26 protein-coding genes are annotated in these 22,435 nt (G+C 72.7%); 10 read left to right on the forward strand and 16 right to left on the reverse strand.

Features of this window, described 5'->3' with window-relative positions:
• The first annotated feature begins 5 nt into the window (after positions 1 to 5).
• From RBXJA2T_RS08535 to RBXJA2T_RS08560, 6 genes are read left to right on the forward strand one after another with little or no spacing between them, the layout of a single operon-like run.
• A complete protein-coding gene (locus RBXJA2T_RS08535; protein WP_037289828.1) occupies positions 6 to 926 on the forward strand; it encodes an ABC transporter permease subunit in 921 nt (306 codons plus the stop codon).
• Positions 923 to 1,762: an ABC transporter permease subunit gene (locus RBXJA2T_RS08540; protein ID WP_009856943.1), complete on the forward strand. Its 840-nt coding sequence runs from the start codon at positions 923 to 925 to the stop codon at positions 1,760 to 1,762. Before RBXJA2T_RS08535 ends, RBXJA2T_RS08540 begins: the two co-directional genes overlap by 4 nt.
• Before the next feature lie 41 nt (positions 1,763 to 1,803).
• Positions 1,804 to 3,177 (forward strand): DUF3138 family protein, encoded by a 1,374-nt coding sequence (locus RBXJA2T_RS08545; protein ID WP_009856944.1) that lies wholly within the window; start codon positions 1,804 to 1,806, stop codon positions 3,175 to 3,177.
• 55 nt (positions 3,178 to 3,232) lie between these two features.
• Positions 3,233 to 4,729: an aldehyde dehydrogenase gene (locus RBXJA2T_RS08550; RefSeq protein ID WP_009856945.1), complete on the forward strand. Its 1,497-nt coding sequence runs from the start codon at positions 3,233 to 3,235 to the stop codon at positions 4,727 to 4,729.
• A complete protein-coding gene (locus RBXJA2T_RS08555; protein ID WP_009856946.1) occupies positions 4,726 to 6,021 on the forward strand; it encodes a glutamine synthetase in 1,296 nt (431 codons plus the stop codon). Before RBXJA2T_RS08550 ends, RBXJA2T_RS08555 begins: the two co-directional genes overlap by 4 nt.
• Positions 6,021 to 6,941 (forward strand): DMT family transporter, encoded by a 921-nt coding sequence (locus RBXJA2T_RS08560; protein WP_009856947.1) that lies wholly within the window; start codon positions 6,021 to 6,023, stop codon positions 6,939 to 6,941. The genes RBXJA2T_RS08555 and RBXJA2T_RS08560 overlap by 1 nt, the downstream gene beginning before the upstream one ends.
• An 81-nt stretch (positions 6,942 to 7,022) precedes the next feature.
• Here RBXJA2T_RS08560 and RBXJA2T_RS08565 read toward each other — a convergent pair whose 3' ends face one another.
• The 15 genes from RBXJA2T_RS08565 to RBXJA2T_RS08635 all read right to left on the reverse strand — a co-directional run bounded on the left by RBXJA2T_RS08565 (position 7,023) and on the right by RBXJA2T_RS08635 (position 18,567).
• Positions 7,023 to 7,241: a YMGG-like glycine zipper-containing protein gene (locus RBXJA2T_RS08565; RefSeq protein WP_009856948.1), complete on the reverse strand. Its 219-nt coding sequence runs from the start codon at positions 7,239 to 7,241 to the stop codon at positions 7,023 to 7,025.
• A gap of 117 nt (positions 7,242 to 7,358) precedes the next feature.
• On the reverse strand, positions 7,359 to 8,018 hold the full coding sequence (locus RBXJA2T_RS08570) for a class II aldolase/adducin family protein (RefSeq protein WP_009856949.1): 660 nt from the start codon (positions 8,016 to 8,018) through the stop codon (positions 7,359 to 7,361).
• A complete protein-coding gene (gene mtnA / locus RBXJA2T_RS08575) occupies positions 8,015 to 9,106 on the reverse strand; it encodes an S-methyl-5-thioribose-1-phosphate isomerase (RefSeq protein ID WP_009856950.1) in 1,092 nt (363 codons plus the stop codon). Before mtnA ends, RBXJA2T_RS08570 begins: the two co-directional genes overlap by 4 nt.
• Positions 9,103 to 9,972, reverse strand: a complete 870-nt coding sequence (locus RBXJA2T_RS08580; RefSeq protein ID WP_009856951.1) for an S-methyl-5'-thioadenosine phosphorylase — start codon at positions 9,970 to 9,972, stop codon at positions 9,103 to 9,105. Before RBXJA2T_RS08580 ends, mtnA begins: the two co-directional genes overlap by 4 nt.
• A gap of 147 nt (positions 9,973 to 10,119) precedes the next feature.
• The gene (gene dusA, locus RBXJA2T_RS08585) at positions 10,120 to 11,082 is read right to left on the reverse strand and encodes a tRNA dihydrouridine(20/20a) synthase DusA (protein ID WP_009856952.1); all 963 of its coding nucleotides are present in this window, start codon (positions 11,080 to 11,082) and stop codon (positions 10,120 to 10,122) included.
• 106 nt (positions 11,083 to 11,188) lie between these two features.
• Positions 11,189 to 11,989, reverse strand: coding sequence for an alpha/beta fold hydrolase (locus RBXJA2T_RS08590; protein WP_237704871.1), 801 nt, complete (start codon positions 11,987 to 11,989; stop codon positions 11,189 to 11,191).
• 71 nt (positions 11,990 to 12,060) lie between these two features.
• Positions 12,061 to 12,942 carry an alpha/beta fold hydrolase gene (locus tag RBXJA2T_RS08595; protein WP_009856954.1) on the reverse strand — a complete coding sequence of 294 codons (882 nt, stop codon included), beginning with the start codon at positions 12,940 to 12,942 and terminating at the stop codon, positions 12,061 to 12,063.
• Positions 12,943 to 13,040: 98 nt separating this feature from the next.
• Complete coding sequence (locus tag RBXJA2T_RS08600) at positions 13,041 to 13,403, reverse strand: carboxymuconolactone decarboxylase family protein (RefSeq protein WP_009856955.1); 363 nt, start codon at positions 13,401 to 13,403, stop codon at positions 13,041 to 13,043.
• 118 nt (positions 13,404 to 13,521) lie between these two features.
• Positions 13,522 to 13,941, reverse strand: a complete 420-nt coding sequence (locus RBXJA2T_RS08605) for a hypothetical protein (protein WP_009856956.1) — start codon at positions 13,939 to 13,941, stop codon at positions 13,522 to 13,524.
• Between the two features lie 281 nt (positions 13,942 to 14,222).
• Positions 14,223 to 15,158, reverse strand: coding sequence for a lipocalin family protein (locus RBXJA2T_RS08610; protein WP_009856957.1), 936 nt, complete (start codon positions 15,156 to 15,158; stop codon positions 14,223 to 14,225).
• Positions 15,139 to 15,609, reverse strand: a complete 471-nt coding sequence (locus RBXJA2T_RS08615; RefSeq protein WP_009856958.1) for a phage holin family protein — start codon at positions 15,607 to 15,609, stop codon at positions 15,139 to 15,141. The genes RBXJA2T_RS08610 and RBXJA2T_RS08615 overlap by 20 nt, the downstream gene beginning before the upstream one ends.
• Before the next feature lie 9 nt (positions 15,610 to 15,618).
• Positions 15,619 to 15,954: an ElaB/YgaM/YqjD family protein gene (locus RBXJA2T_RS08620; RefSeq protein WP_009856959.1), complete on the reverse strand. Its 336-nt coding sequence runs from the start codon at positions 15,952 to 15,954 to the stop codon at positions 15,619 to 15,621.
• A gap of 13 nt (positions 15,955 to 15,967) precedes the next feature.
• The gene (locus RBXJA2T_RS08625) at positions 15,968 to 16,210 is read right to left on the reverse strand and encodes a GlsB/YeaQ/YmgE family stress response membrane protein (RefSeq protein WP_009856960.1); all 243 of its coding nucleotides are present in this window, start codon (positions 16,208 to 16,210) and stop codon (positions 15,968 to 15,970) included.
• Positions 16,211 to 16,298: 88 nt separating this feature from the next.
• Complete coding sequence (locus tag RBXJA2T_RS08630; protein WP_009856961.1) at positions 16,299 to 17,330, reverse strand: NAD(P)H-dependent flavin oxidoreductase; 1,032 nt, start codon at positions 17,328 to 17,330, stop codon at positions 16,299 to 16,301.
• A 79-nt stretch (positions 17,331 to 17,409) separates the two neighbouring features.
• A complete protein-coding gene (locus RBXJA2T_RS08635) occupies positions 17,410 to 18,567 on the reverse strand; it encodes a glycosyltransferase (protein WP_009856962.1) in 1,158 nt (385 codons plus the stop codon).
• Between the two features lie 75 nt (positions 18,568 to 18,642).
• Between RBXJA2T_RS08635 and RBXJA2T_RS20105 the strand changes: the two genes are divergently transcribed.
• The 3 genes from RBXJA2T_RS20105 (at position 18,643) to RBXJA2T_RS08645 (ending at position 19,810) form a co-directional block, all read left to right on the forward strand.
• On the forward strand, positions 18,643 to 18,879 hold the full coding sequence (locus RBXJA2T_RS20105; protein WP_138938820.1) for a hypothetical protein: 237 nt from the start codon (positions 18,643 to 18,645) through the stop codon (positions 18,877 to 18,879).
• A 122-nt stretch (positions 18,880 to 19,001) separates the two neighbouring features.
• Positions 19,002 to 19,388 carry a NifB/NifX family molybdenum-iron cluster-binding protein gene (locus tag RBXJA2T_RS08640; RefSeq protein ID WP_009856963.1) on the forward strand — a complete coding sequence of 129 codons (387 nt, stop codon included), beginning with the start codon at positions 19,002 to 19,004 and terminating at the stop codon, positions 19,386 to 19,388.
• 44 nt (positions 19,389 to 19,432) lie between these two features.
• A complete protein-coding gene (locus RBXJA2T_RS08645) occupies positions 19,433 to 19,810 on the forward strand; it encodes a hypothetical protein (RefSeq protein ID WP_009856964.1) in 378 nt (125 codons plus the stop codon).
• A 24-nt stretch (positions 19,811 to 19,834) separates the two neighbouring features.
• On the opposite strand, the gene RBXJA2T_RS08650 is transcribed toward RBXJA2T_RS08645, so the two are convergent.
• Positions 19,835 to 20,623, reverse strand: coding sequence for a cobalamin B12-binding domain-containing protein (locus tag RBXJA2T_RS08650; RefSeq protein WP_237704868.1), 789 nt, complete (start codon positions 20,621 to 20,623; stop codon positions 19,835 to 19,837).
• Positions 20,624 to 20,958: 335 nt separating this feature from the next.
• On the opposite strand from RBXJA2T_RS08650, the gene RBXJA2T_RS08655 reads away from it, so the two are divergent.
• Positions 20,959 to 22,407, forward strand: a complete 1,449-nt coding sequence (locus RBXJA2T_RS08655) for a TAXI family TRAP transporter solute-binding subunit (RefSeq protein WP_081467609.1) — start codon at positions 20,959 to 20,961, stop codon at positions 22,405 to 22,407.
• The last annotated feature ends 28 nt before the right edge of the window (positions 22,408 to 22,435 follow it).

Raw genomic sequence — 22,435 nt, forward strand, 5'->3', positions numbered from 1 at the left:
CGGCCGTGCAACGTCTGAAGTCCTGGTTCAACGGCCGGCAGCTCGTCATCGCGCTGCCGTACGCGTTCCTGCTGCTGTTCTTCCTGTTCCCGTTCCTGATCGTCGGCAAGATCAGCGTCTCCGAGATGGAGACGGTCGCGTTCAAGGACGTGATCAGCTTCGCCGACGGCGTCTTCCAGCTGACGCTGAAGTTCGGCAACTACCTCTACATCGCCGAGGACAGCCTCTACTTCCGCACCTACCTGAGCAGCGTGCAGTACGCGGCGACGACGACGCTGCTGTGCCTGGCCATCGGCTACCCGTTCGCCTACTTCATGGCACGCGCGCGCAGCACGGTGCAGCCGGCGCTGCTGATGCTGGTGATGCTGCCGTTCTGGACCTCGTTCCTGCTGCGCGTCTACGCCTGGAAGGGTCTGCTGAGCGACGGCGGCGTCGTCGCCCAGTTCGTCGTCGGCATCGGCCTGGACCAGTTGCTGGCCGCCATCGGCCTGATCCCGGCGCCGGGCAAGCTGATGAACACGCCGTTCTCGCTGATCCTCGGCATGGTCTACACCTACCTGCCGTTCATGATCCTGCCGCTGTACGCCAACCTGTCCAAGATGGACCTGCGGCTGCTGGAGGCGGCGGCCGACCTCGGCGCCTCGCCCTGGGTGGCCTTCTGGAAGATCACCGTGCCGCTGTCCAAGGCCGGGATCATCGCCGGCTCGATGCTGGTGTTCATCCCCTGCGTCGGCGAGTACGTGATCCCCGAACTGCTCGGCGGCCCCGAGACGCTGATGATCGGCCGCGTCATCTGGGACGAGTTCTTCTCCAACAACGACTGGCCGATGGCCTCGAGCGTCGCGGTCATCATGATCCTGCTGATCATCGTGCCGCTGGCGATCTTCAACAAATACCAGGCCGAAGCCCAGGAGGCACAGCGATGAAGCCTTCGCGTTTCAACCTGTGGTTCGGGCGCGCCTGGCTGGCGGCGGGCTACACCTTCCTGTTCGTGCCCATCGTCGCGCTGGTCGTCTACTCGTTCAACGACTCGCCGCTGCCCAACGTCTGGCGCGGCTTCACGCTGCGCTGGTACCAGTCGCTGATCCACGACACCGAGATCATCTCGGGGCTGTGGCTGAGCCTCAAGGTCGCCTTCCTGACGGCCTGTGGCTCGGTCGTGCTGGGCACCTTGGCGGCCTTCGTGCTCGTCAAGTACAAGCGCTTCTTCGGCCGCACCGTGTTCTCCGGCATGGTCAACGCGCCGCTGGTGATGCCCGAGGTCGTCGTCGGCCTGTCGCTGCTGCTGATGCTGGTCAGCGTGCAGCGTGCGCTGGGCTTCCCCGAACGCGGCCTGACGACGATCTGGATCGGCCACCTGCTGCTCGGCATGGCCTACGCGACGGTGGTCGTGCAGTCGCGGCTGCACGACCTGAACCCGCGGCTGGAGGAGGCGGCGATGGACCTCGGCGCCCGCCCGGCCCAGGTCTTCTGGCTGGTGACGCTGCCGATGATCGGCCAGTCGCTGGTCTCGGCCTGGCTGCTGACCTTCACGATCTCGCTGGACGACGTCGTGCTGTCGAACTTCCTGTCCGGCCCCGGGGCGACGACGATGCCGCTGGTCATCTTCTCGCGTGCCCGCCTGGGGCTGAACCCGAGCGTCAACGCCGTCGCCGCGATCACCGTCGCCGTCGTCGCGATCGGCGTGATCGTCGCCAGCTACGTCATTGCCCGTCGCGAGCGCCAGCGTCTGCTGGACCTGGCCGCCGCGTCCCGCGCCTGAGCATCGAACCGGATCCGAAGACCACCCGAGGAGGAATCCTGATGAAGCCCGTCCGCCTGACCGCCCTCGTCATCGCGATCGGGGCCGCCTTCCCCGCGGCCGCCCAGAGCAACGAGGAACTGCTGAAGGAACTGCGTGCGCTGCGCGACCGCGTCGGCGAACTCGAGAAGAAGCTCGCCGCGCAGCCCGCGGCCGCGCCGCAGCCCGGCCAGTGGGGCATGACGCCCGAGCAGGCGCAGGAGCTGGCGCGCATCGGCACCAAGGCCGAGGCGCTGCAGGACGACCTCGAGATGCAGGGCTTCAAGGGCCTGAAGATCAGTGGCCAGATCGACCCGACCTGGATCTACAACCGCCGCGCCGACAACGCCTCCTTCGTGCTGCTCAACGGCGAGGATGGCCGCTACACCTACGACAACTCGTACTTCGGCATGGCCGTGCTCGATTTCCTGAAGGAGACCGAGGGCGGCACGATCTGGCACCTGACGCTGGCGCCCGAACGCGGCACCGGCGCGCTGACCAACGGCGGCTCGATCGTGCACGAGGCCTCGGTGTCGATCCCGTTGGGCGACCTGCAGAACCGCCTCTGGGTGGGCCAGATCCCCGACTGGACCGGCTACGAGATGACGCTGCCCGACGGCAACAAGCTCGTCACCCACAACCTGCTGTTCGACTTCATGGCGCCGACGTCGTACACCGGCGCGGTCTACGAGCTGACCAGCGGCAAGTGGGTGGCCAAGGTCGGCCTGGCCAACTTCAACACGCCGCGCCAGGGCCGGGGCCAGAAGTCGCCGTCGCTGATCTACCGCGTCGACTACTCGAAGGGCGAGTTCAGCGGCTTCGGCTTCACCGGCCTGCACGGCAAGACCGTCAACTACGCCGCCGACGGCACCGACGCCGAAGGCGAGCGCACCCAGGTCCACCTGCTCGAAGCCGACGCCTACTACACGCGGGGCGACCTCTCGCTGTTCGGCCAGATCAGCTACGGCCAGCAGAAGAAGGCCGCGATCTACCAGGAGGACGGCCCGCGCGACGCACGCTGGTGGGGCCTGTCGACGACCGCGGCCTACAAGATCACGCCGCGTCTGGAAGGCGTGGTGCGCGCCGACTACATCCACAACCGCAAGAACGGCGGCGGCCTGCTCGGCTACAGCTTCGACGACGGTGCCAACGGCATCGGCCGGGCGCTCAGCGGCTACGACGAAGACGGCAATCCGATCGTCGTCGGCGATCCGTCCAAGGGCGCCAACCGCTACGCGCTGACGGTCGGCGGCAACTACCTCTACGACGAGAACACGATCTTCAAGCTCGAGTACCGCTACGACGGTGCCTCGCTGGCCGTGTTCGAGGACGTGAAGGACGGCAGCTACCGCAAGAACAACCACCTGCTCGGCGCCTCGGTGGTCGTCAAGTTCTGACGCCGCGCCCCCCGGCGGGCCGGCACGGCCCGTGCCGAGCCCTCCAGGAGACGCGATGACTTCCTCTACCCCGAACTGGCACGAACGTGCCGCGGCGCTGGCCTTCGACGGCCGCGCGCTGATCGACGGCCAGCGCATTGCCGGAGCCTCCGGCGAGACCTTCGAGAAACGCTCGCCGATCGACGGCCGCCGCCTCGGCGACGTGGTGCGCGGCCGCGCCGAGGACGTGGACCGCGCGGTGGCTGCGGCCCGCGCCGCCTTCGACGACCGCCGCTGGGCCGGCAAGGCCCCGGCGGTGCGCAAGAAGATCCTGCAGCGTTTCGCCGACGCCATCCTCGCCGCCAAGGACGAGCTGGCCCTGCTCGAGACGCTGGACATGGGCAAGCCGATCCGCTGGTCGCTGGCGGTCGACGTGCCGGCGACGGCACGCTGCATCGCCTGGTACGCCGAGGCGGTGGACAAGGTCTACGACGAGATCGCGCCGACCGCCGACAACGCGCTGGCGCTGATCACGCGCGAGCCGATGGGCGTCGTCGGCGCCATCGTGCCCTGGAACTACCCGATGATCATGGCCGCCTGGAAACTCGGGCCGGCGCTGGCGGCGGGCAACTCGGTGGTGCTGAAGCCCAGCGAGAAGAGCCCGTTCACCGCGCTGCGGCTGGCCGAGATCGCCATCGAGGCCGGGCTGCCGCCGGGTGTCTTCAACGTCGTGCCGGGTTACGGCGGTGAAGCCGGCGAGGCGCTGGCGCTGCACCCCGACGTCGACGCGATCGGCTTCACCGGCAGCACGCGCATCGGCCGGCGCATGCTGGAGTACGCGGGCCGCTCCAACCTGAAGCGCGTCTACAACGAGCTGGGCGGCAAGTCGGCATTCCTCGTCTTCCCCGACGCCGACCTGGGCCGCGCCGCCGAGACGGTGGCCGACAGCATCTTCTTCAACCAGGGCGAGAGCTGCAACGCACCGTCGCGCCTGCTGGTGCACGACAGCATCGCCGACGAGTTCGCCGCACGCGTGGCGGCGCTGGCGCCCAGGTTCACGCCGGCCGACCCGCTGGAGCCCTCGACCGTGATGGGCGCGCTGGTCGACGAGCAGCAGATGGCCACGGTGCTCGGCTACATCGACGCCGGCCTGGCCGAAGGTGCGAGCTGCCTGGCCGGCGGCCGGCGCGCGCGCGCCGACAGCGGCGGCTTCTACGTCGAGCCGACGGTCTTCGCCGGCGTGACGAACACGATGCGCATCGCCCGCGAGGAGATCTTCGGCCCGGTGCTGTCGGTGCTGCGTTTCGCCGACGAGGCCGAGGCGGTGGCGATGGCCAACGCCAGCGCCTACGGCCTGCAGGCCAGCGTCTGGAGCGACAACGTGCACCGCGCGCACCGCGTCGCGCGTGCGCTGCGCGCCGGCACCGTGCACGTCAACCAGTACGACGAGGACGACATCACCGTCCCGTTCGGGGGCTACAAGCAGAGCGGCAACGGCCGCGACAAGAGCCTGCACGCCTTCGACAAGTACACCGAGTTGAAGACCACCTGGCTGCGCATCAACCCGGCATGAAGCCGCTGCGCGAGCGGCTCGAAGCCGCCGGCGTGCACACGCTGCTGGTCCAGTTCACCGACGTGCACGGCGTCGCCAAGGGCAAGCTCGTGCCGCTGGCGCACCTGGACGAGGTGCTCGCCACCGGCGCCGGTTTCGCCGGGCCGTCGATCTGGGGCACGGCGCTGCCGCGCTGCGGCCCGCGCTCCGAGTACTACGCCCGCGGCGACGCCGCGACCGCCCTGCCCTTGCCGTGGTGGCCGGGGGTCGCGCGCCTGGTCGGCGACGGTTTCGTGGCCGGCGAACCCTTCGACGCCTGTCCGCGCCAGGTGCTGCGCCGCGCGCGCGAGCGCCTGGCCGCGCACGGGCTCGCGATGCAGACCGGCATCGAGCCCGAGTTCTTCCTGCTCAAGCGCGACGAGGCCGGCCGCTGGCTGCCGGCCGACGACGCCGACCGCCTGGACAAACCGTCGTACGACCTGAAGTCGCTGCCGCGCCAGCATGGGTTTCTGCACGCGCTGTCTTCCGCGCTGGCCGACGCCGAGCTGGACGTGCTGCAGATCGACCACGAGGACGCCCACGGCCAGTACGAGGTCAACTTCGCGCACGACGAGGCGCTGGCGAGCTGCGACCACCTGATGCTGTTCAAGCTGGCCGCGCATGCACTGGCCGAGGAGCGTGGGCTCGTCTTCTCGATGATGCCCAAACCCTTCGCCGACCAGCCGGGCAGCGGGCTGCACTTCCACGTCTCGCTGTGGCGCGGCGCCGAACCGGCGGCCGAGCTGCTGCCGGCCTTCGTCGCCGGTGTGCTGGCCCATGCACCGGCGCTGGCCGCGCTCGCCGCGCCGACCGTCAACTCGTACAAGCGGCTGACGGTCGGCGAATCGCTGTCGGGCACGACCTGGGCGCCGGCCTGCATCGCCCACGGGCCGAACAACCGCACCGCGCTCGTGCGCACCCTGCCCGGCCGCTTCGAGTGGCGGCTGCCCGACGCCAGCGCCAACCCATACCTGGCCACCGCAGGGCTGATCGCCGCCGGGCTCGACGGCCTCGAACGCGGCCTGGTGCCGCCGCCGGCCGTCGACGACGACCTGTTCGCACTCGACCTGGCGACGATCCGCGCGCGTGGCATCGGCCTGCTGCCGCAGTCGCTGGCCGAGGCGCTGGACGCGCTGGCCGCCGACCCGGTGGTGCTGGGCGCGCTCGGGCCCACGCTGGGCCCGGAGTTCCTGCGCCTCAAACGCGCCGAGTGGACCGCGTACACGCGCCACGTCAGCGGCTGGGAGCTGGAGCGCTACGCCGCGGCTTTTTGATGACCTCGCCTCGTGTTCCGCTGCTGGCCTATGCCTGCCTGGCCTCCGGCATGGCGCTGGTCGGCTGCTATGTCGGCCTGTCGCGGCTGCTCGTCGCGGCGCTGCCCGTCTTTCTGCTCGCCTGGCTGAGGTTCGGCATCGCCGCGGTGGCGATGGCGCACTGGGTCAAGCGCCCGGCCGACGAAGCGCCCTTGTCGGCGCACGACCGCAAGCTGCTGTTCTGGGAGAGTTTTCTCGGCAACTTCCTGTTCAGCATCTGCATGCTGTTCGGCGTCAAGGCGACCTCGGCGCTGGCCGCCGGTGTCGTGATGGCGGCAATCCCCGCCGCGGTGGCGATCCTGTCGCGGATCTTCCTCGGCGAACGCATCTCGCGGCGGGTGATGGCGGCCATCGTGCTGGCCGTGGCCGGCATCGCGCTGTTGGCGCTGGCCAAGGCGCCGGCCGGCAGCGCCGAGGCCGAGGCCCCTTGGTGGGGCTACGCGCTGCTGCTGGGCGCCGTGGTCTGCGAGGCGAGCTACGTCGTCATCGGCAAACGCCTCACCGGCAACGTCTCGCCCAAGCGCATCAGCGCGCTGATCAACCTCTGGGGGCTGGCGCTGGTCACGCCGTTCGGCGTCTGGCAGGCGCTCAGTTTCGACTTCGGCGCCGTCGCGCCGTCGACCTGGGCGCTGCTGGTGTTCTACGCCATCGCCGCCAGCATGGTGACGGTCTGGCTGTGGATGGCCGGGCTGCGCCACGTGCCGGCGTCGCAGGCGGGGGTGTTCACCGTGATGCTGCCGGTTGCCGCCGCGCTGGTCGGCGTCGTCTTCCTCGGCGAGCACTTCGGCGCCGGCCATGCCTGGGCATTTGCGCTGGCGCTGGGCGGGCTGTTGCTCGCCACCTGGCCGGCGCGGCAGGGGGCAGCGGCGGGTCAGCGGTAGGGGTCAGCGGTAGGGGTCAGCGGTAGGGGTCAGGTCCCGAGGGACCTGACCCCGGCCTTTCCGGCCTCTCTGCCCCCAGCCTCATTTCTTGCCCTTGCTGGTCTCGTGGCCGATGACGCCACCGACCGCGGCGCCGCCGATCGTGCCGGCCGCGCTGCCGCCGGTCAGCACCGAGCCGGCGACACCGCCGATGCCGGCGCCGATCGCGGTGTCGCGCTGCTGGGTCGTCATGCCGGAGCACCCGGCGAGCGCCACGGCGGCCACAACGCTGGCAATGGCGAGAGGGCGTGTCGTGTTCATGGTTCCACTCCTTGCAGGATCCGGGGCTCGGTGGCCCCGATGGAACCAGTGTGGAACACCGCCGGTGCGGCCGGCGTCGGCGGGCTCCTAAGCCGCTGTACGGCCTGTCCTACGCCGTCAGCCGCGCCGCGCGCTGCGGCCGTAGCTGCGGAACCTGGCGATCACCTCGTCCATCTCGGCACGGCCGAGCACCCGCGGCTCGGTCACCGCCAGCGCCTTCAGGTAGACCTCGCACAGCGACTCGATCTCCTGGCAGACCTTCATCGCCTCGGCCAGCGTCGCGCCGGCGGCCACCAGCCCGTGGTGCGCCAGCAGGCAGGCCTTGCGATCGGCCATCGCCTCGCCGACCGCCGCCGAAAGCGCCTCGGTGCCGAAGGTGTGATACGGCACCAGCGGCACGGTGTCGCCACCGGCCACCGCGATCATGTAGTGGAAGGCCGGCAGCGGCCGGTCCAGGCAGGCCAGCGCGGTGGCGTTCGGCGAATGCGTGTGCACGACGGCGTTCAGGTCCGGCCGGGCGCGGTAGACCGCCTGGTGGAAATGCCACTCCGACGACGGCTGCCAGGTGCCTTCGACACGCCCGTCGGCGAGGAAGACACGCACGAAGTCCTCGCCGCAGACCTCGGAGCCCATGCCGGTCGGCGTGATCAGCATCGCGTCGCCGCAGCGAACGCTGAGGTTGCCGGTGCTGCCGCGGTTCAGCCCGCGCGCGTCGAGCAGCCGCACCGCGGCGGCGGCGTCCTCGCGTGCGGCGACCTCGACGAAGGGCACGCTCATCGTGCGCTCCGGGCGGCCAGCGCGCGCAGCGCCGTCTCGTCGGCCGGGAAGACGCCGTGCTCGGTGACGAGGCCGCTGACCAGGCGCGCCGGCGTGACGTCGAAGGCCGGGTTGGCGGCCGTCGTGCCCTGGGGCACCAGGCAGACCTCGGCCAGTTCGCCGGCCGCCGTCAGCCCGGCGATGTGCGTCACCTCGCGCGCGCTGCGTTCCTCGATCGGAATCTCGCGCACGCCGTCGGCGAGCTTCGGGTCCAGCGTCGAGGTCGGCATCGCGACGTAGAACGGCACGCCGTTGTCGTGCGCGGCCAGCGCCTTCAGATAGGTGCCGATCTTGTTGCAGACGTCGCCGCGGATCGTCACGCGGTCGCAGCCGACGATGCACAGGTCGACCTCGCCACGCTGCATCAAATGGCCGCCGGCGTTGTCGGCGACCAGCGTGTGCGGCACGCCGGCCTTGCCCAGTTCCCAGGCCGTGAGGCTCGCGCCCTGGTTGCGCGGGCGGGTCTCGTCGACCCAGACGTGCAGCTCGATGCCGCGCTCCTGGGCGCGGTAGATCGGCGCCGTCGCGGTGCCCCAGTCGACGGTGGCCAGCCAGCCGGCGTTGCAGTGCGTCAGCACCCTGACCGGGCCGGGGCGCTTCGCCGCGATGGCCTCGATCAGCGCCAGGCCGTGGTCGCCGATGGCACGGTTGACGGCCACGTCTTCCTCGGCGATCGCGTCGGCCAGCGCCCAGGCGGCGGCGCGGCGCTCGGCGGCCGGCAGCGGGCGCAGGTGGCTCAGCATGCGGTCGACGGCCCAGGCCAGGTTGACGGCGGTCGGGCGCGCGGCGCGGATGCGTTCGCAGCCGGCTTCGAGCGCGGCATCGCCGGCGTCGGCGTTCATCAGCAGCGCCACGCCGTAGGCGGCGCTGGCGCCGATCAGCGGCGCGCCGCGCACCCACATGTCGCGGATCGCGACGATCATCTCGTCGGCGCTGGCGACGCGTTCGATGACCAGGCGGTGCGGCAGCAGGCGCTGGTCGATGATCTCGACCGCCTCGCCGCCGGCGACGGCGCGGATGGTGCGCAGCGGGGTTCCGTCGACCTTCATCCGAGCACCCGGCCGGCGATGGGTTGCAGGCGCTTGACGACCTCGGGGTCGCGTGCGGCGGGCGCGGTGATGATCGCGTTGTCCAGCGCGTGGCGGCAGCGGCAAGTGGCGGCGTGTTCGTCGTGCGCGACGTCCTCGGCCAGGCCGCGCACCATCTGGCGTGCGTTCTCGGCGTTGTCCAGCAGCACCTTGACGATCGCGTCGACGGTCACGGCGTCGTGGCCGACGTGCCAGCAGTCGAAGTCGGTGACCATGCTGACCGAGCAGTAGCAGAGCTCGGCTTCGCGTGCGAGCTTGGCCTCGGGCATGTTGGTCATGCCGATGACGCTGCAGTTCCACGAGCGGTACAGGTGCGACTCGGCGCGGGTCGAGAACTGCGGCCCTTCCATCGTCAGGTAGGTGCCGCCGCGAACATGCGGCACGCCCTGCTCGGCCAGGCGCTTCTGCACGTGGTCGCCCAGACGCGGGCAGGTCGGGTCGGCCATCGAGACGTGGGCCACGCAGCCGGTGCCGAAGAAGCTCTTCTCGCGCGCGAAGGTGCGGTCGATGAACTGGTCGACGATGACGAAGGTGCCCGGCGGCAGGTCGGCGCGCAGGCCGCCGACGGCGCTGCACGACAGCACGTCGGTGGCGCCCAGCTGCTTCAGCGCGGCGATGTTGGCGCGGTAGTTGACCTCGCTCGGCGGGATGCGGTGGCCGCGGCCGTGGCGCGGCAGGAAGGCCAGTTCGGCGTCGCCCAGGCGGCCGAGGAAGATCTCGTCGGAGGGCGCGCCCCAGGGCGTGTCGACCGAGACCCAGCGGGTGTCGGTGAGGCCGGGCAGGTCGTACAGGCCGCTGCCGCCGATGATGGCGAGTCGTTTCGTCATAGGTCGTCGAGGCGCCGCGGCACGCGGCGGAGTCGGGAACGAGGAAGGCCGGCGCCCGCGTAGGCGGCCGGCCTCGTGCCGCCGGCGTTCACGCCGCCGGCGATGCGGCATCCTACGTCGCGCTGCCGCGTCTGCGGCTGCCGAATGTCAAGCCGCCGGAGCGCCCTGCTCCGCCGCGGCACGCGCCGGGCGCTGCGCCAGCGCGTGCACGACGGCCGCCGGCTCGGCCTTCAGGCGGTGGTCCGACCAGACCTGGCGCCAGCGACGCGCGCCGGGTTCGCCGTTCCACAGGCCCAGCATGTGGCGCGCGACGTGCGCCCAGGGCACGCCGGCGGCGGCCTGGCGCTCCATGTAGCGCACCATCGCCAGCTCCACGGCCGCACGGTCCTGCGCCGGCGCGGGCTCGCCGAAGAACCGTTCGTCCCAGGTCGAGAGCGTCCAGGGCTCGTGATACGCGGCGCGGCCGACCATCACGCCGTCGACGTGGGCGAGCTGCGCGGCGATCGCCTCGTCGCCGGCGATGCCGCCGTTGACGACGATGGTGAGCTGCGGGAACTCGGTTTTCAGCCGGTGCGCGACCTCGTAGCGCAGCGGCGGGATGTCGCGGTTCTCCTTCGGGCTCAGGCCTTCGAGCCAGGCGTTGCGCGCATGCACGATGAAGACCTCGCAGCCGGCCTCGGCCACGCTGCCGACGAAGTCGCGCACGAAGGCGTAGCTCTCGTCCTTGCCCAGGCCGATGCGGTGCTTGACGGTCACCGGCAGCGACACCGCGTCGCGCATCGCCTTCACCGCGTCGGCGACCAGCGCCGGCTCGTTCATCAGGCAGGCGCCGAAAGCGCCGCGCTGCACACGCGGGCTGGGGCAGCCGCAGTTCAGGTTGACCTCGTCGTAGCCCCAGCGCTCGGCCAGCTTCGCGCAGGCGGCCAGGTCGGCGGGCTCGCTGCCGCCGAGCTGCAGCGCGACCGGATGCTCCTCGTCGCCGAAGTCGAGGTGCCGCGGCTGGTCGCCGTGCAGCAGCGCACCGGTGGTCACCATCTCGGTGTACAGGCGCGCGTGCTGGGTCAGCAGGCGGTGGAAGTGGCGGCAGTGGCGGTCGGTCCAGTCCAACATAGGCGCAACACAAAGGCGCCAGGGGCTGGGTTCGACGGCAGGGACGGAAGCAGGAACGGCAGACATCGCAGGGCTCGCGCGCCGGGCGGCGCAGCCGGCGATTGTCTCAGCCCGGCGCGCGCACGAAGTCCTGCAGGGCCTCGATCACGCGCTCCGGGGCGCTCATGTGCGGCAGATGACCTTCGGCATCGATGACACGCAGCGTGCTGCCGGCGATCGTGCGGTGCAGGAACTCGGCCGCCTCCAGCGGCACGGCGGCGTCGGCTCGTGTCTGCAGCAGCAGCGTCGGGCGCTGCAGGCGCTGCAGGGTCTGGCGGTAGTCGCACTGGAAGATCGAGCACAGCACGGTCAGGATCGCGTCGGCCGGCACGCTCTTGATCGCCCGGGCGAAGTGCTCGGCGAGTTCGGGCCGGTCGCGGTTGCCCATCGCCACCGGCGCGAACTGTTCGGCCCAGGCGTCGCGGCCGATCGTCACCGCGCGGTACAGCGCGTTCAGGTCGGCCTCGCTGAAGCCGCCGTGGTAGCCGGGCTCGTCGAGGTAACGCGCCGACGCGCCAATGCAGGCCAGGCGCGCAAACTGCTCCGGACGCGCGATCGCGGCGAGCATGGAGGCCGTGGCGCCCATCGAATGGCCGACCAGCACGACGTCCTTCAGTGCCAGTTCGTCGAGCAGCATGTTGAGGTCACGCGCGTAGCCGTCCATCGTCAGGTAACGATGCTGCTCGAAGGCCGCCGGGTCCGAACGGCCGGCGCCGACGTGGTCGTACAGCACGATGCGGAACTCGTCGGCGAATGCGGGCCAGATCGTGTCCCAGGCGCGCTGATCGGTGCCGAAACCGTGCGCGAACACGAGGCTCCGGGCCGCGCCGGCGCGGCCCACGATGTGGACGTGGTGCTTGTCTCGCACTTCCAAGAGCGGCCTCCCCAAGGTCCTCCGCGAGCGATTGTCACCAGCGACCGGACGGCAAGAAGCCGGTCTCAGGCCCGGCGTGTATTGGCTTCGATCGTGTCGGCAAAACGCGGCAGCAGCTCGGCCGGCAGGTCGTGGCCCATGCCGTCGACGATCTCGACCTGCGCGCCGCGGATCTTGACGCCCAGGTCGTGCGCCGCCGCCGGCGGCACCAGCGGGTCGGCGCGGCCGTGCAGCACGACGGTCGGCGCGCGGATCGCGCCGAGCATCGGCGTGCGGTCGCCGTCGGCGATGACGGCGGCGATCTGGCGCGCCGTGCCGGCCGGGCGCCAGGCGCGGTCGACCGCCTGCTCGAAGCGGCGGCGCATCACCGCCGGGTCGGGCGGATAGCCGGGGCTGCCGATGCGCTGCATCACGCGCTCCAGGTGGGCGACGATCGCGGCGCGCGAGTTGTCCGCCGGGCGAGCGAGCAGCGCCTGGCGCGCACGCAGCGTCGGCTGCGGCAGGCCGCGCGCGCCCGAGGTCGTCATCATCAGCGCCAGGCTGCGCACGCGCTCCGGGCGACGCGCGGCGATGTGCTGGGCGATCATGCCGCCCATCGAGGCGCCGCACAGGTGCGCAGAAGCCAGTCCCAGCGCGTCCATCACGCCCAGCGTGTCGGCCGCCATGTCGGCCAGCCGGTACGGCGAGCGTGACGGCAGGTGCAGCGCGTAGCGGATGCCGGCGAACGCGAGGTTGGGCACGCCCAGCGCGTCGAAACCCTGGCTCAGGCCGGCATCGCGGTTGTCGAAGCGCACGACGCGAAAGCCCCGCTCGACGAGCTGCTGCACGAACTCCTCGGGCCAGGCCGTGAGCTGCATGCCCAGCCCCATCACGAGCACCAGCGGCGTGCCGTCGGGCGGGCCGCGGTCGTCGACTTCGATGGCGATGCCGTTGGCGGTGACCTGCATCAGCGGCCCCCTGCCCCGGCGCGGAACGGGCCGCGGCGGCGGCACGGGACGCGGACAGTCATGGCGCCGATGTTATCGGCAGCCGTGCCGCCGCGGTCTCAGGCGGCGGGCGCCGCACGTTCGCCGCCGAACTCCTCGTAGGCCTGCAGGGCCTTGGCCGCGTACATCAGCGACGGCCCGCCGCCCATGTAGACGCACAGCCCCAGCATCTCCTCGAACTCGGCACGCGTGCAGCCGAGCTTGACCAGCGCGTCGGCGTGAAAGCCGACACAGGGATCGCAGCGTGCGCCGACCGACAGCGCCATCGCGATCAGTTCCTTGGTCTTCTTGTCCAGCGTGCCGCTCTTCGTGGCCGCCATGGCCAGGGCGGAGAAGCCCCGGGTGGTGTCGGGAATGTCGGCGCGCAGCTTGGCCAGCGAGGCCGAGATCGAGGCGGTGAGGTCGCGATAGGAGTCGGTCATGATACGGGGCGGGGTATGGTTGCCAACCCGCATTCTGCCCCTTCCGACGGCCGTGTGCTTGCCCTGGCACAAGCCGCGGCAGCGTCGGGCCAGCGGCCTGCCCGCCCGCACCAGCGTCTCACTCGACGACGAAGAGGAAGCCGACCAGCTCGCCGCGCTCGTCCTGCATCTCGTAGACGTCGGCGCCGTCCACCGCCGCCGGGCCGGACATCCGGGTCGCGGCCGCCCGGGCCGCAGCCAGCGCCGCCAGGCGGTCGGGCACGGCGTCCCAGGCGGCATGCTGCTGCTGGTGCGCCTGTTCACGCGCCGCCAGCACCGCCGGCGTGTCGCCGGCTTCGCCGTCGGGGGTCAGCGTGCCATCGGCGCGCGCACGCAGGTACTCGTCGCGCACGGCCGCGCGTGACGGCGCCTCGGGAGCGGCCACCGGCACCAGGCGCACGCCGGGCGGCACGCGGGCCGGCTCGGCCAGCGGCTCCTGGGCGACGGCGCTGCCGGCGGCCAGGGCCAGCGCAGCGATCAAGGGGGACATCGGGTTCATCGGACATCTCCTGGTGCGAGGGCGGGTTCGAGCCGGCCGGCATCGGGCGGTCGTACAGGCTGGTCGCCGTCCTCGTGACGGGCCGCCGGGAAGGCTGCCCCATGACGACAACCGTACGCCGCCACCCGGCGGGTGCAGGTCGGGCGGCAAGGCACGGTGGCGTAGGACGAAGCCGTGTGCAGCGCGCGCCCGGCCTTGGAGCAGGCGCGACGAGGCGCGAGCCCGCACGCCTGACGGTGTGACCGCCGCGGGGGAACGCGGTGCCCCCGCTGTTCGCGTCGTCAGACGCGGCCCGGTGTGCGCGTCGCGGCGTCGCCGCCCGGGTCGGCGGCTCCGTCCTCCGGCGGGAGATGCAGGTGCAGCCGCTCGACGGCGAAGCCTTCGCTGCGCGCGATGTCCAGCAGGGCCTGCAGCGTCTGCGGCGCAACCGACGGCGTGCGCGACAGCAGCCACAGCGACTCCCGGCTCGGGTGGCCGAGCAGCGCCACCGTGTAGCCGCGATCCAGCGCGAGGATGCGGCAGTCGGCCCAGCCCAGCGGCAGCGCGTGCAGCCAGGACGGCAGGAAGTTCTGCTCCAGCCGGGCATTGCCGCTGCCCGGCACCACGCGCACCACGCCGCGGGCGACACGCTCGCGGCCGTCGGCCCCACGGCCACGGTTCTCGACCCGCAGCCCGTCGCCGGACAGGGTGTAGTGCACCTGCGGCGAGCCGACGCCCGCGGCAGCGCGCCGCGAGCCCAGCCGCGCCACCTCGTGCCAGGTGCCGGCGTAGCGCGCCAGATCGACGTGCTCGACGGTGGCCAGCGGCGGCCAGGCCGGCGGCTGCATCCACTTCTGCAGCAGCGGCACGCCGACTCCGAGCACGGCAGCCGCCGTGGCGGGGCTGGTGCGGTCGCGCCAGCGTGCCGGCAGCAGCGGCCACAGCAGCCCCAGCAGGCTGGCCCAGGGCAGCGCGGCGGCGTCGCCACCCACGGGCGGCGGCACGCGGGCGGACGGCGGAACGGTGGCAGGCCCCGTCTTCAGCACGCGCCACAGCGCTGTTCCGGCGAGCAGCACGGCCAGCCCCGAGGCCGCCAGGCGCCACGGGCTGGCCGCGCGGCGCGCACGCCGGCCCAGCGTCTCGGCGCCGGCGACCAGCCGCCGTTGACGCGCGATCAGCGCCGCCTCGGCCGCCTCGATGCGCGCGTCCAGGTCGGCGTCAGGCGGCAGCACGTTCATCGGCAGGGCCCGGGTTGGCCTGGCGCGGCGGGGACGTCGGCGTCAGCGTCAGGTGACGCCGCGTGCGCGGCAGTTGCAGCAGCGGCACCAGACGGCGGATGCGCCGCAGCGCCAGCAGCGCCGCCGCCAGATTCAGCGCCAGCACCAGGGCCAGTGCCCAGGCCCAGTGCAGGCCGGCTTCGAGCAGCGCGACGGTGGCGCCGGCCCACAGCGCCAGCCAGCCGGTGACGGCCAGTACCGCGACCGCCACGACCAGCATCAGGATCTGCGCCAGCGCACGGCCGGCGCGCACCAGCTCGAGCGACAGCAGCTCGACCCGGTCGCTGACCAGGCCGGGCAGTTCCTGCAGCAACGACTGCAGCGTGCCCAGCCAGCCCTGGGGCGGCGGCGGGGACGAGGCCGCACCGGCCCCGCCCTCGCCGTCCGGTGCTGCGCTGCGGGCGTCGTCCATCGGCGCCGCTCAGCGCGTCAGGCGCGCGATCAGCACACCGACGGCCAGCGCGGTGGCGATCGCGGCGATCGGGTGCTCGCGCACCGTCTCGCGCAGGCTCTCGGTCCACTCGTCGCCGGTCTCGCGCAAGGCATCGGCCTTGGCATGCAGGCGCTCCTGGGCGTCGTGCACGCCGTCGTGCAGCCGGCTGACGTGCGGCGCGGCACGATCGGCCAGACGGTCGATGGTCTCGTGCGCGCCCTGCACCACGCGCTGCAGCAGTTCGTCCTGCTGGACGCGGCCGTCGGGGCTGCCGGCCGTGGCGGCGGCGGCAGCGCGGGGGGTGTCGTCGGGAGTCGAAGTCATCGGGGGTCTCCAGTCAACGCGGCGTGCCGCGACGGAACAGGTTGACGAGGGTCGGCACGATGACCGCGCCGGCCAGCGAAACGAGGAGCGCGCCAAGGCTGGACTCGCCGATGCCGACCTGCGGCGACAGCAGCCAGACCGCCAACGCCGCGCCGATGACGCCGCCGACGGCGTGGAGGAACAGGCCCTGCTGCGCGTCGGAGCGCGTGATCCTGCGGGCGCCCCCGCCGACGGCAAGCCAGACGACGGGGTTCATCACCGGCAGCTCCAGTCTCCATCATCTGGCAATCGCAGTGCCCGGACCGATGCGGGGGGCTTCGCGCCGAGGCCGGGGCGCGGCGCGCTCAGGCGTCGAAGCCGGCGGCCAGGGCCTTGACGACCTCGGCCGCGGGCGCTTCGCGGCAGCCGTCGCGGCGCGTGCCCGACCACAGCGGCGTGAAGTCGTCGCGGCCCAGCGCCTCGGCACGTTCACGCAGCGGCGCCAGCGCCGCCGACGCCAGCGGGAACGGCGGCGCCACCGCGCTCAGCGGGCCCAGCTCGCGCATCGCCCGGTTGACGAGCCCGCGCGCCAGGCCGCCGGAGAACAGGTTGGTCAGCACCGTTGGCTCCGACGGCTCGCGCAGCCGGGCGCGGTGCAGCGCCGAGGTGCGGGCCTCGTCGCAGAGCAGGAAGGCGGTGCCGCACTGCACGGCCGTGGCGCCGCGCTCCATCGCCGCACGCACGCCGGCCGCGTCGGCGATGCCGCCGGCGGCGATGACCGGCACGTCCAGCCGCGCCACCAGCGCCGAGACCAGCGTCGCGGTGTCGAGCTGGCGCGCCGGGTCCGGGTCGAGGAAGTGGCCGCGGTGGCCGCCGGCCTCCAGCCCCTGGGCGATGACGGCGTCGACGCCGCGAGCCTGCAGCCAGAGCGCCTCGTCCAGCGTCGTCGCCGAAGCCAGCACGAAGGCGCCCCAGCGGTGCACGCGCGCCAGCAAGGCCGGCTCGGGCAGGCCGAAGTGGAAGCTGACGATCGGCGGACGCACGGCCTCCAGCAGTTCCGCGGCCTCGGCGCCGAAGGGTTGTCGGCTGGCCACTGCCGCACCGGGCCCGGGCGGCGGCAGGCCCAGTTCGTCGTAGTACGGCGCCAACGCGGCCAGCCAGCGGCGGTCGAACGCCGCCGCGGGCGGCGGCGGCACGTGGGCGAAGAAGTTGACGTTGTACGGCCGGCCGGCGTCACGCAGCCGCTGCAGCGACTGCTCGAGCGCTGGCAGCGGCAGCATCGCCGCTGCCAGCGAGCCGATCGCGCCGGCGTCGGCGGCAGCCAGCGCCAGGCACTCGTCCTGTACGCCGGCCATCGGGGCCTGGATCAGGGCCAGGGTCTGGAACGGGAGGCGCATGCATCGATTCTGCGTCGCTGCAGATGCCCCCGGTTCCGCTGGTGGCAGGCCGGACGCGGCGCCGTGCCGGCGCGAGAGATCAGGCTGGAGCGGCATCGCCCAGCCGCCCTGCGCCGCGGCGCTCGGCCACCGCGCACAAGACCTGCTCGAAACGCTGCAGCACGAGAGGCCAGTCGGCCGCGACAGCGCTCTCGCGGGCCCGGCGGCGCAGGGCCGAGCCGGGCCGGGCCTGCGCCAGCGCGCGGGCCAGTGCGGCCTCGAAGCCGGCTTCGTCGCCCGGCGGCGCCAGGCAGCCGTTGTCGCCGTCGACCACGTGCACCGCGGCGGCGGCGGTGTCGAAGGCGGCGAGCGCCAGCCCGCTGGCCAGGGCTTCCAGCGTCACGTTGCCGAAGGTGTCGGTCAGGCTAGGGAAGGCGAAGGCGTCGGCGCTGGCGTAGTGACGCGCGAGCTCCTCGCCGGTGCGCTGGCCGACGAAACACGCCTCGGGGTGACGGCGCTGCAGGCTCGGGCGCTGCGGGCCGTCGCCGACGACCACCATGCGCAGCCCCGGCCGGGCGGCGCGCAGCCGCTCCCAGCAGCGCAGCGCCAGCGCGACGTTCTTCTCCGCCGCCAGCCGGCCGACGTGCAGCAGCACCGGGTCGGCGGCGGCGGCGCCCCAGGCGGCACGCAGCCTGTCGTCGCGCCGCGCCGGATCGAAACGCCGGGCGTCGACGCCGCGGCCGCTGACCGCCAGCCGCCGGAAGCCGGCTGCCGCGAGCTCGGCCGCCAGCGCGGCGGTCGGCACGAAGCTGCAGTCGGCGCGCTCGTGCAGACGCTGCAGCCAGGCCAGCACCAGCGGCTCCAGCCAGCCCAGCCCGTAGTGCCGGCTATAGGCGTGGAAATTGGTGCGGAAGTCGGCACTGGTCGGGATGCCCTCGGCGCGGGCGGCGGCCAGCGCGGCGTGCGCCAGCGGCCCGGGTGTCGCGACATGCACCAGTGCCGGCGCGATCCGACGCCAGCGCCGACGCAACGCGGCCCGTGTCGCCAGTCCCCAGCGCAGCTCGGGATACATCGGGATCGGCGCGCCGGCACAGCGCCATTCGTCGGCGTCGTCGCGTGCCGCCTCGCCACGCTGGCGCGGGCGCACCAGATGCACCGGGTGGCCTGCGGCCCGGAGGTGGGCCACGGTGCGCGCGGTCGTCAGCGCGACGCCGTTGACTTCGGGCGGATAGGTTTCGGTGACGTAGACGATCTGCACGTTCCCTCTCGTGAATGACGCCGCAGGCGGCACAGGGCGCCTTGGCCGCAGGCGCGGTCTTGGCCCCGCGTGCGCATGACCCCGAATGCCGACCTGCCTCGAAGCCGTTTCGCCGACGCGTCGGCCGCCCGCCAGGCGGTCGATTGCGACCTGCCGCTCATTGAGCCGGCGCTGCGTGACAGTGACGTGAGCGGCCTGGGCGTGCTGCATCCGGCGCGGACCGTGTCGAGCACGACCGTCACGGTGCCACGCATGGAGCATGCTGCAGCGCAGCAACGCTCTGGTATAAGGACTCATCCTGGTGACCCCTGACGCCATGAACCGCTTCTTGCCCCCGCTCTCCGTCCACGATCGATCGGTTCCCGTCGTCCAGGCCGCCGCGCCTGCGCCGCTGCAGGCGCGGGTGGCGGCTGCACGCTGAGGCCCGCCGCGCCATGCGCATCGCTGTCGCCGTCGACGAGAACGCCGGCCGCATCGCCGGCCACGCCGGCCAGTGTCGCCACTGGCTCGTCTACGAATGCCGCGCCGGCCAGCCGCTGCCGCAGCCGCAGACCCTCGAGCTGAGCCGGGAGCAGCTGCCGCATCACTTCAGGGACGACGGCCCGCATCCGCTGCGCGGCTGCGAGATGCTGGTCGTGGGCAGTGCCGGCGACGGCTTCGTGCGTCACATGGCCAGCTGGGGCGCGGAGGTCGTGCGCACCGGCGAGTCGGACCCGCGCCGCGCGCTCGAGCGCCTGATCGCGGGCGACCCGCTGCCCGACACCCGACCGGACGTCACGCGGCTGCTGTGCAAGCTGCGTGACGTCTTCTCGCGCCACTGAGGCCCGCGCTTGACCCGGGGCGCGCCCGGCGCGAGCATGGGCCGATGAACGATCCTGTTCGCAGCGCCCGCCGCCAGAGGCGGGCCGTCATCGGCCTGGTGCTGGTTTCGACGCTGGGCGGCGGCTGCGCATCGGCCGATGGCGAGCGCGTGAGCGTCTTTCTTTCCGCGGGCACGCGGCAGTGCGAGCCGGCCGCGGCCGATCCGATGGACGCCGCGCTGCAGCGCCTGGCGGCTGCCGGCGTGCAGGCGACCGCACCGCGCTGCGGCCACGATGGGCGCATCCGCGCGGCGATGTGCGGCCTGTCAGACGGCCGCATCCTGGTCGTCGATGTGCCCGGCGCGATGCTGGACAAGGCACGGACCTTGGGCTGGCGGCCACTGGCCGAGCTACCCGACGCGCAGCTGCGGCGCTGCGAGTGATCTCGGCCGGCGCGGCCGCCGGAGTCAGTGCAGCAGCTCGAAGCGCGAGGCCCAGCGGCTGCTGCCGTCGGCGCCGACGCGGCGTGCCGCGCTGCGGTCCTCGTGGAAGGCCCGCCCGCTGACGACGACGACCAGGTTCGGGTTGAGCGACACGGCACGGGCCCGGGAGATGAACTGCGCCAGGCGGTCGAGCCGGTGCGAGCGACGGAACGACGGGCTCAGCGAGATGCAGAGCACGTCGTAGTGGCGCGCGGCAACCAGGGTCTGCAGGGCGTCGTCGGTTTCCGGGTACTCGGACTGCGGCAGCCAGCCGGCCTGCCAGAGCGACTCCGCGTCGAGCGCGGCGCCGAGCATGTGGGGCTCGCCGGGCAAAGGCACGACCAGCGCGGCACGGCCGGCATGGCCGGCGACGCGCGAGCCGCAGCCGTCGAGCTGGCGCAGCTCCGACAGCAGCCGGCACAGCCCGATGGTGACCTCGCTCTCGGTGCAGTCGTCGGACGACCACAGATCACCCAGACGTCGAGCCGCCGGCTCGACGAGCCCGGTGAACAGGCGGTGCAGTGAACCGTGGCCGGCGTAGTGCTCGCAAAGCAGCTCTCGCACGCCGGTGCCGGTGGGCCCCACCAGGCGGCGAGCCAGTTCGATGGCCCGGCGCTCGTCGACGACAGCCGGCAGCGACTGGTGCCAGGCCACGAGGCCGGGCAGCAGCACGGACTCGATCAGGCGCATCACCTCGGGCTGCGAGCGCCCGGTGGGCGCCGGTGCGCCATGGCGCCCGGCGGACACCACGGCCGGCATCGTGCAGGGCGCCATCGCGACGCCGCCTGCACAGGCCGAGACGCCCATCTGCAACGGCAAGACGACCGAGCGCCGGCGCACCGCAGCGCTGCGCAGCGCGTACCACAGGCGTGCCAGGCGGTCGGCTGGGCCAAGAAGCCAGAGTGCCGCGCGCAGGGTGCCGCTCCACCGGGGCGAGATCGACTTGCCAGCGTCCCGCGGTGACGGCTCCGAGGCGGGCGCAGGTCCGGTACTGCGTTCCGTCATGCGCCAATCCTAATCACGAATGCCGGACGGGCATGTGGTTGCGACAAACACTAGTCACTTTCCCTGAGTCCTGCGTGCGTCCGCCTGCCGGAACACGAGAGACGATGCCATCTGACGGAAAGCAGCCCGATCTTCTCTCCGTTATCGTCGTGCCCGATGGACTCCGGCCCCCTTCCCCGCGCGCACCGCTGGCCCGCCCGCTCGCGCTGCGCTGGCGTGACGCGCTGCTGCAGTTGTCGGCCTGGGCCTCGCTGGCCCTGGCGGTGGCGGCCGTGGCGGCGGCCTGGGTGGCCTACCGCTGGCTGGAGCCGACGCCCGAGCGCCGCATCGTCATGGCCAGCGGGCCGGCACAAGGCGCTTACGAGGAGTTCGCGCGGCGTTACGTCCCGCTGCTGCGCGCGCACGGTGTCGAGGTCGAGATCCGGCCCACCGGCGGCTCGGCCGACAACCTCCGGCTGCTGCGCGATCCGGCCTCCGGCGTGCAGGTGGCGTTCGTGCAAGGCGGCGTCGACGAGATCGTTGACCGGGACTCCGACACGCTGCAGTCGCTGGGCACGATCGCGCACGAGCCGCTGTGGGTGTTCTACCGCGAGGCCAGTGCGCGGGGTTTCGGGCCAAGGGGGCCGAACCGCGTGGCGCAGATGGCCGGCTGGCGCGTCGAGGTCGGCCCGCAAGGCGGCGGCACGGCGCCGCTGTGGCGGCAGATCCTGGCCGCCAACGGCGTCGACCCAAGAGCGATGCGGCTCGAGCACCGGCCGACCGTGTTCGGCGTCGTCGAGCTCGTCGAGGGCCGGGCCGACGCGCTGGCGATGGTCTCGGCCGCCGATGCGCCGCTGGTGCAGTACCTGCTGCGCGCACCCGGCGTGCGACTGATGGACTTCGAGCAGGCCCAGGCCTACGCCCGTCGGTTCCCGTTCCTGCACGCGCTGGCGCTGCCGCGAGGCGTCGTCGACCTGGCGCACGACCAGCCGCCGCACGACCTGCACCTGGTGGCCACCAGCGCCTCGCTGGTGGCCCGGCAGGACCTGCACCCGGCGCTGGTTCAACTGCTGGTACAGGCCGCCCGCCAGGCGCATGGAGGTGCCGGCTGGCTGCACGCACCCAACGAGTTCCCGCAGGCGGCCAGTGCCGAGTGGCCGCTGGCGCCGGAGGCCGAGCGATTCGCGCGCAGCGGCCCGCCCTGGCTGCAGCGCTACTTCCCGTTCTGGTTCGCAAGCTTCGTCGACCGCATGTGGATCGTGCTGCTGCCGCTGGCCGCGGCACTGATCCCCTTGTCGCGCGTGCTGCCGCCGCTGCTGGCGATGCGCTTCCGCTCGCGCGTCTACCGCTGGTACGCCAATCTGCGGGAGCTCGAGCAGGCCATCGAGCGGCCGGATGCGGAGTTCGGCCGCCTGCACGCCGAGCTCGACCGCATCGACGCGCAGATCGCCCGTATCGGCCTGCCGCTGGCCTACACGGGCGAGCTGTACGACCTGCGCAGCCACGTGCAGCTGGTGCGCAAGCGGCTGCTGGTGCGCGCCTCGGCTCAGGCGGCGGAGACTGCCGCGGGCTGACGCCGCAGCGCTGGGGACCGCGAGGCCG

This window comes from Rubrivivax benzoatilyticus JA2 = ATCC BAA-35, assembly GCF_000190375.1.
GTDB classification, from domain to species: domain Bacteria; phylum Pseudomonadota; class Gammaproteobacteria; order Burkholderiales; family Burkholderiaceae_C; genus Rubrivivax; species Rubrivivax benzoatilyticus.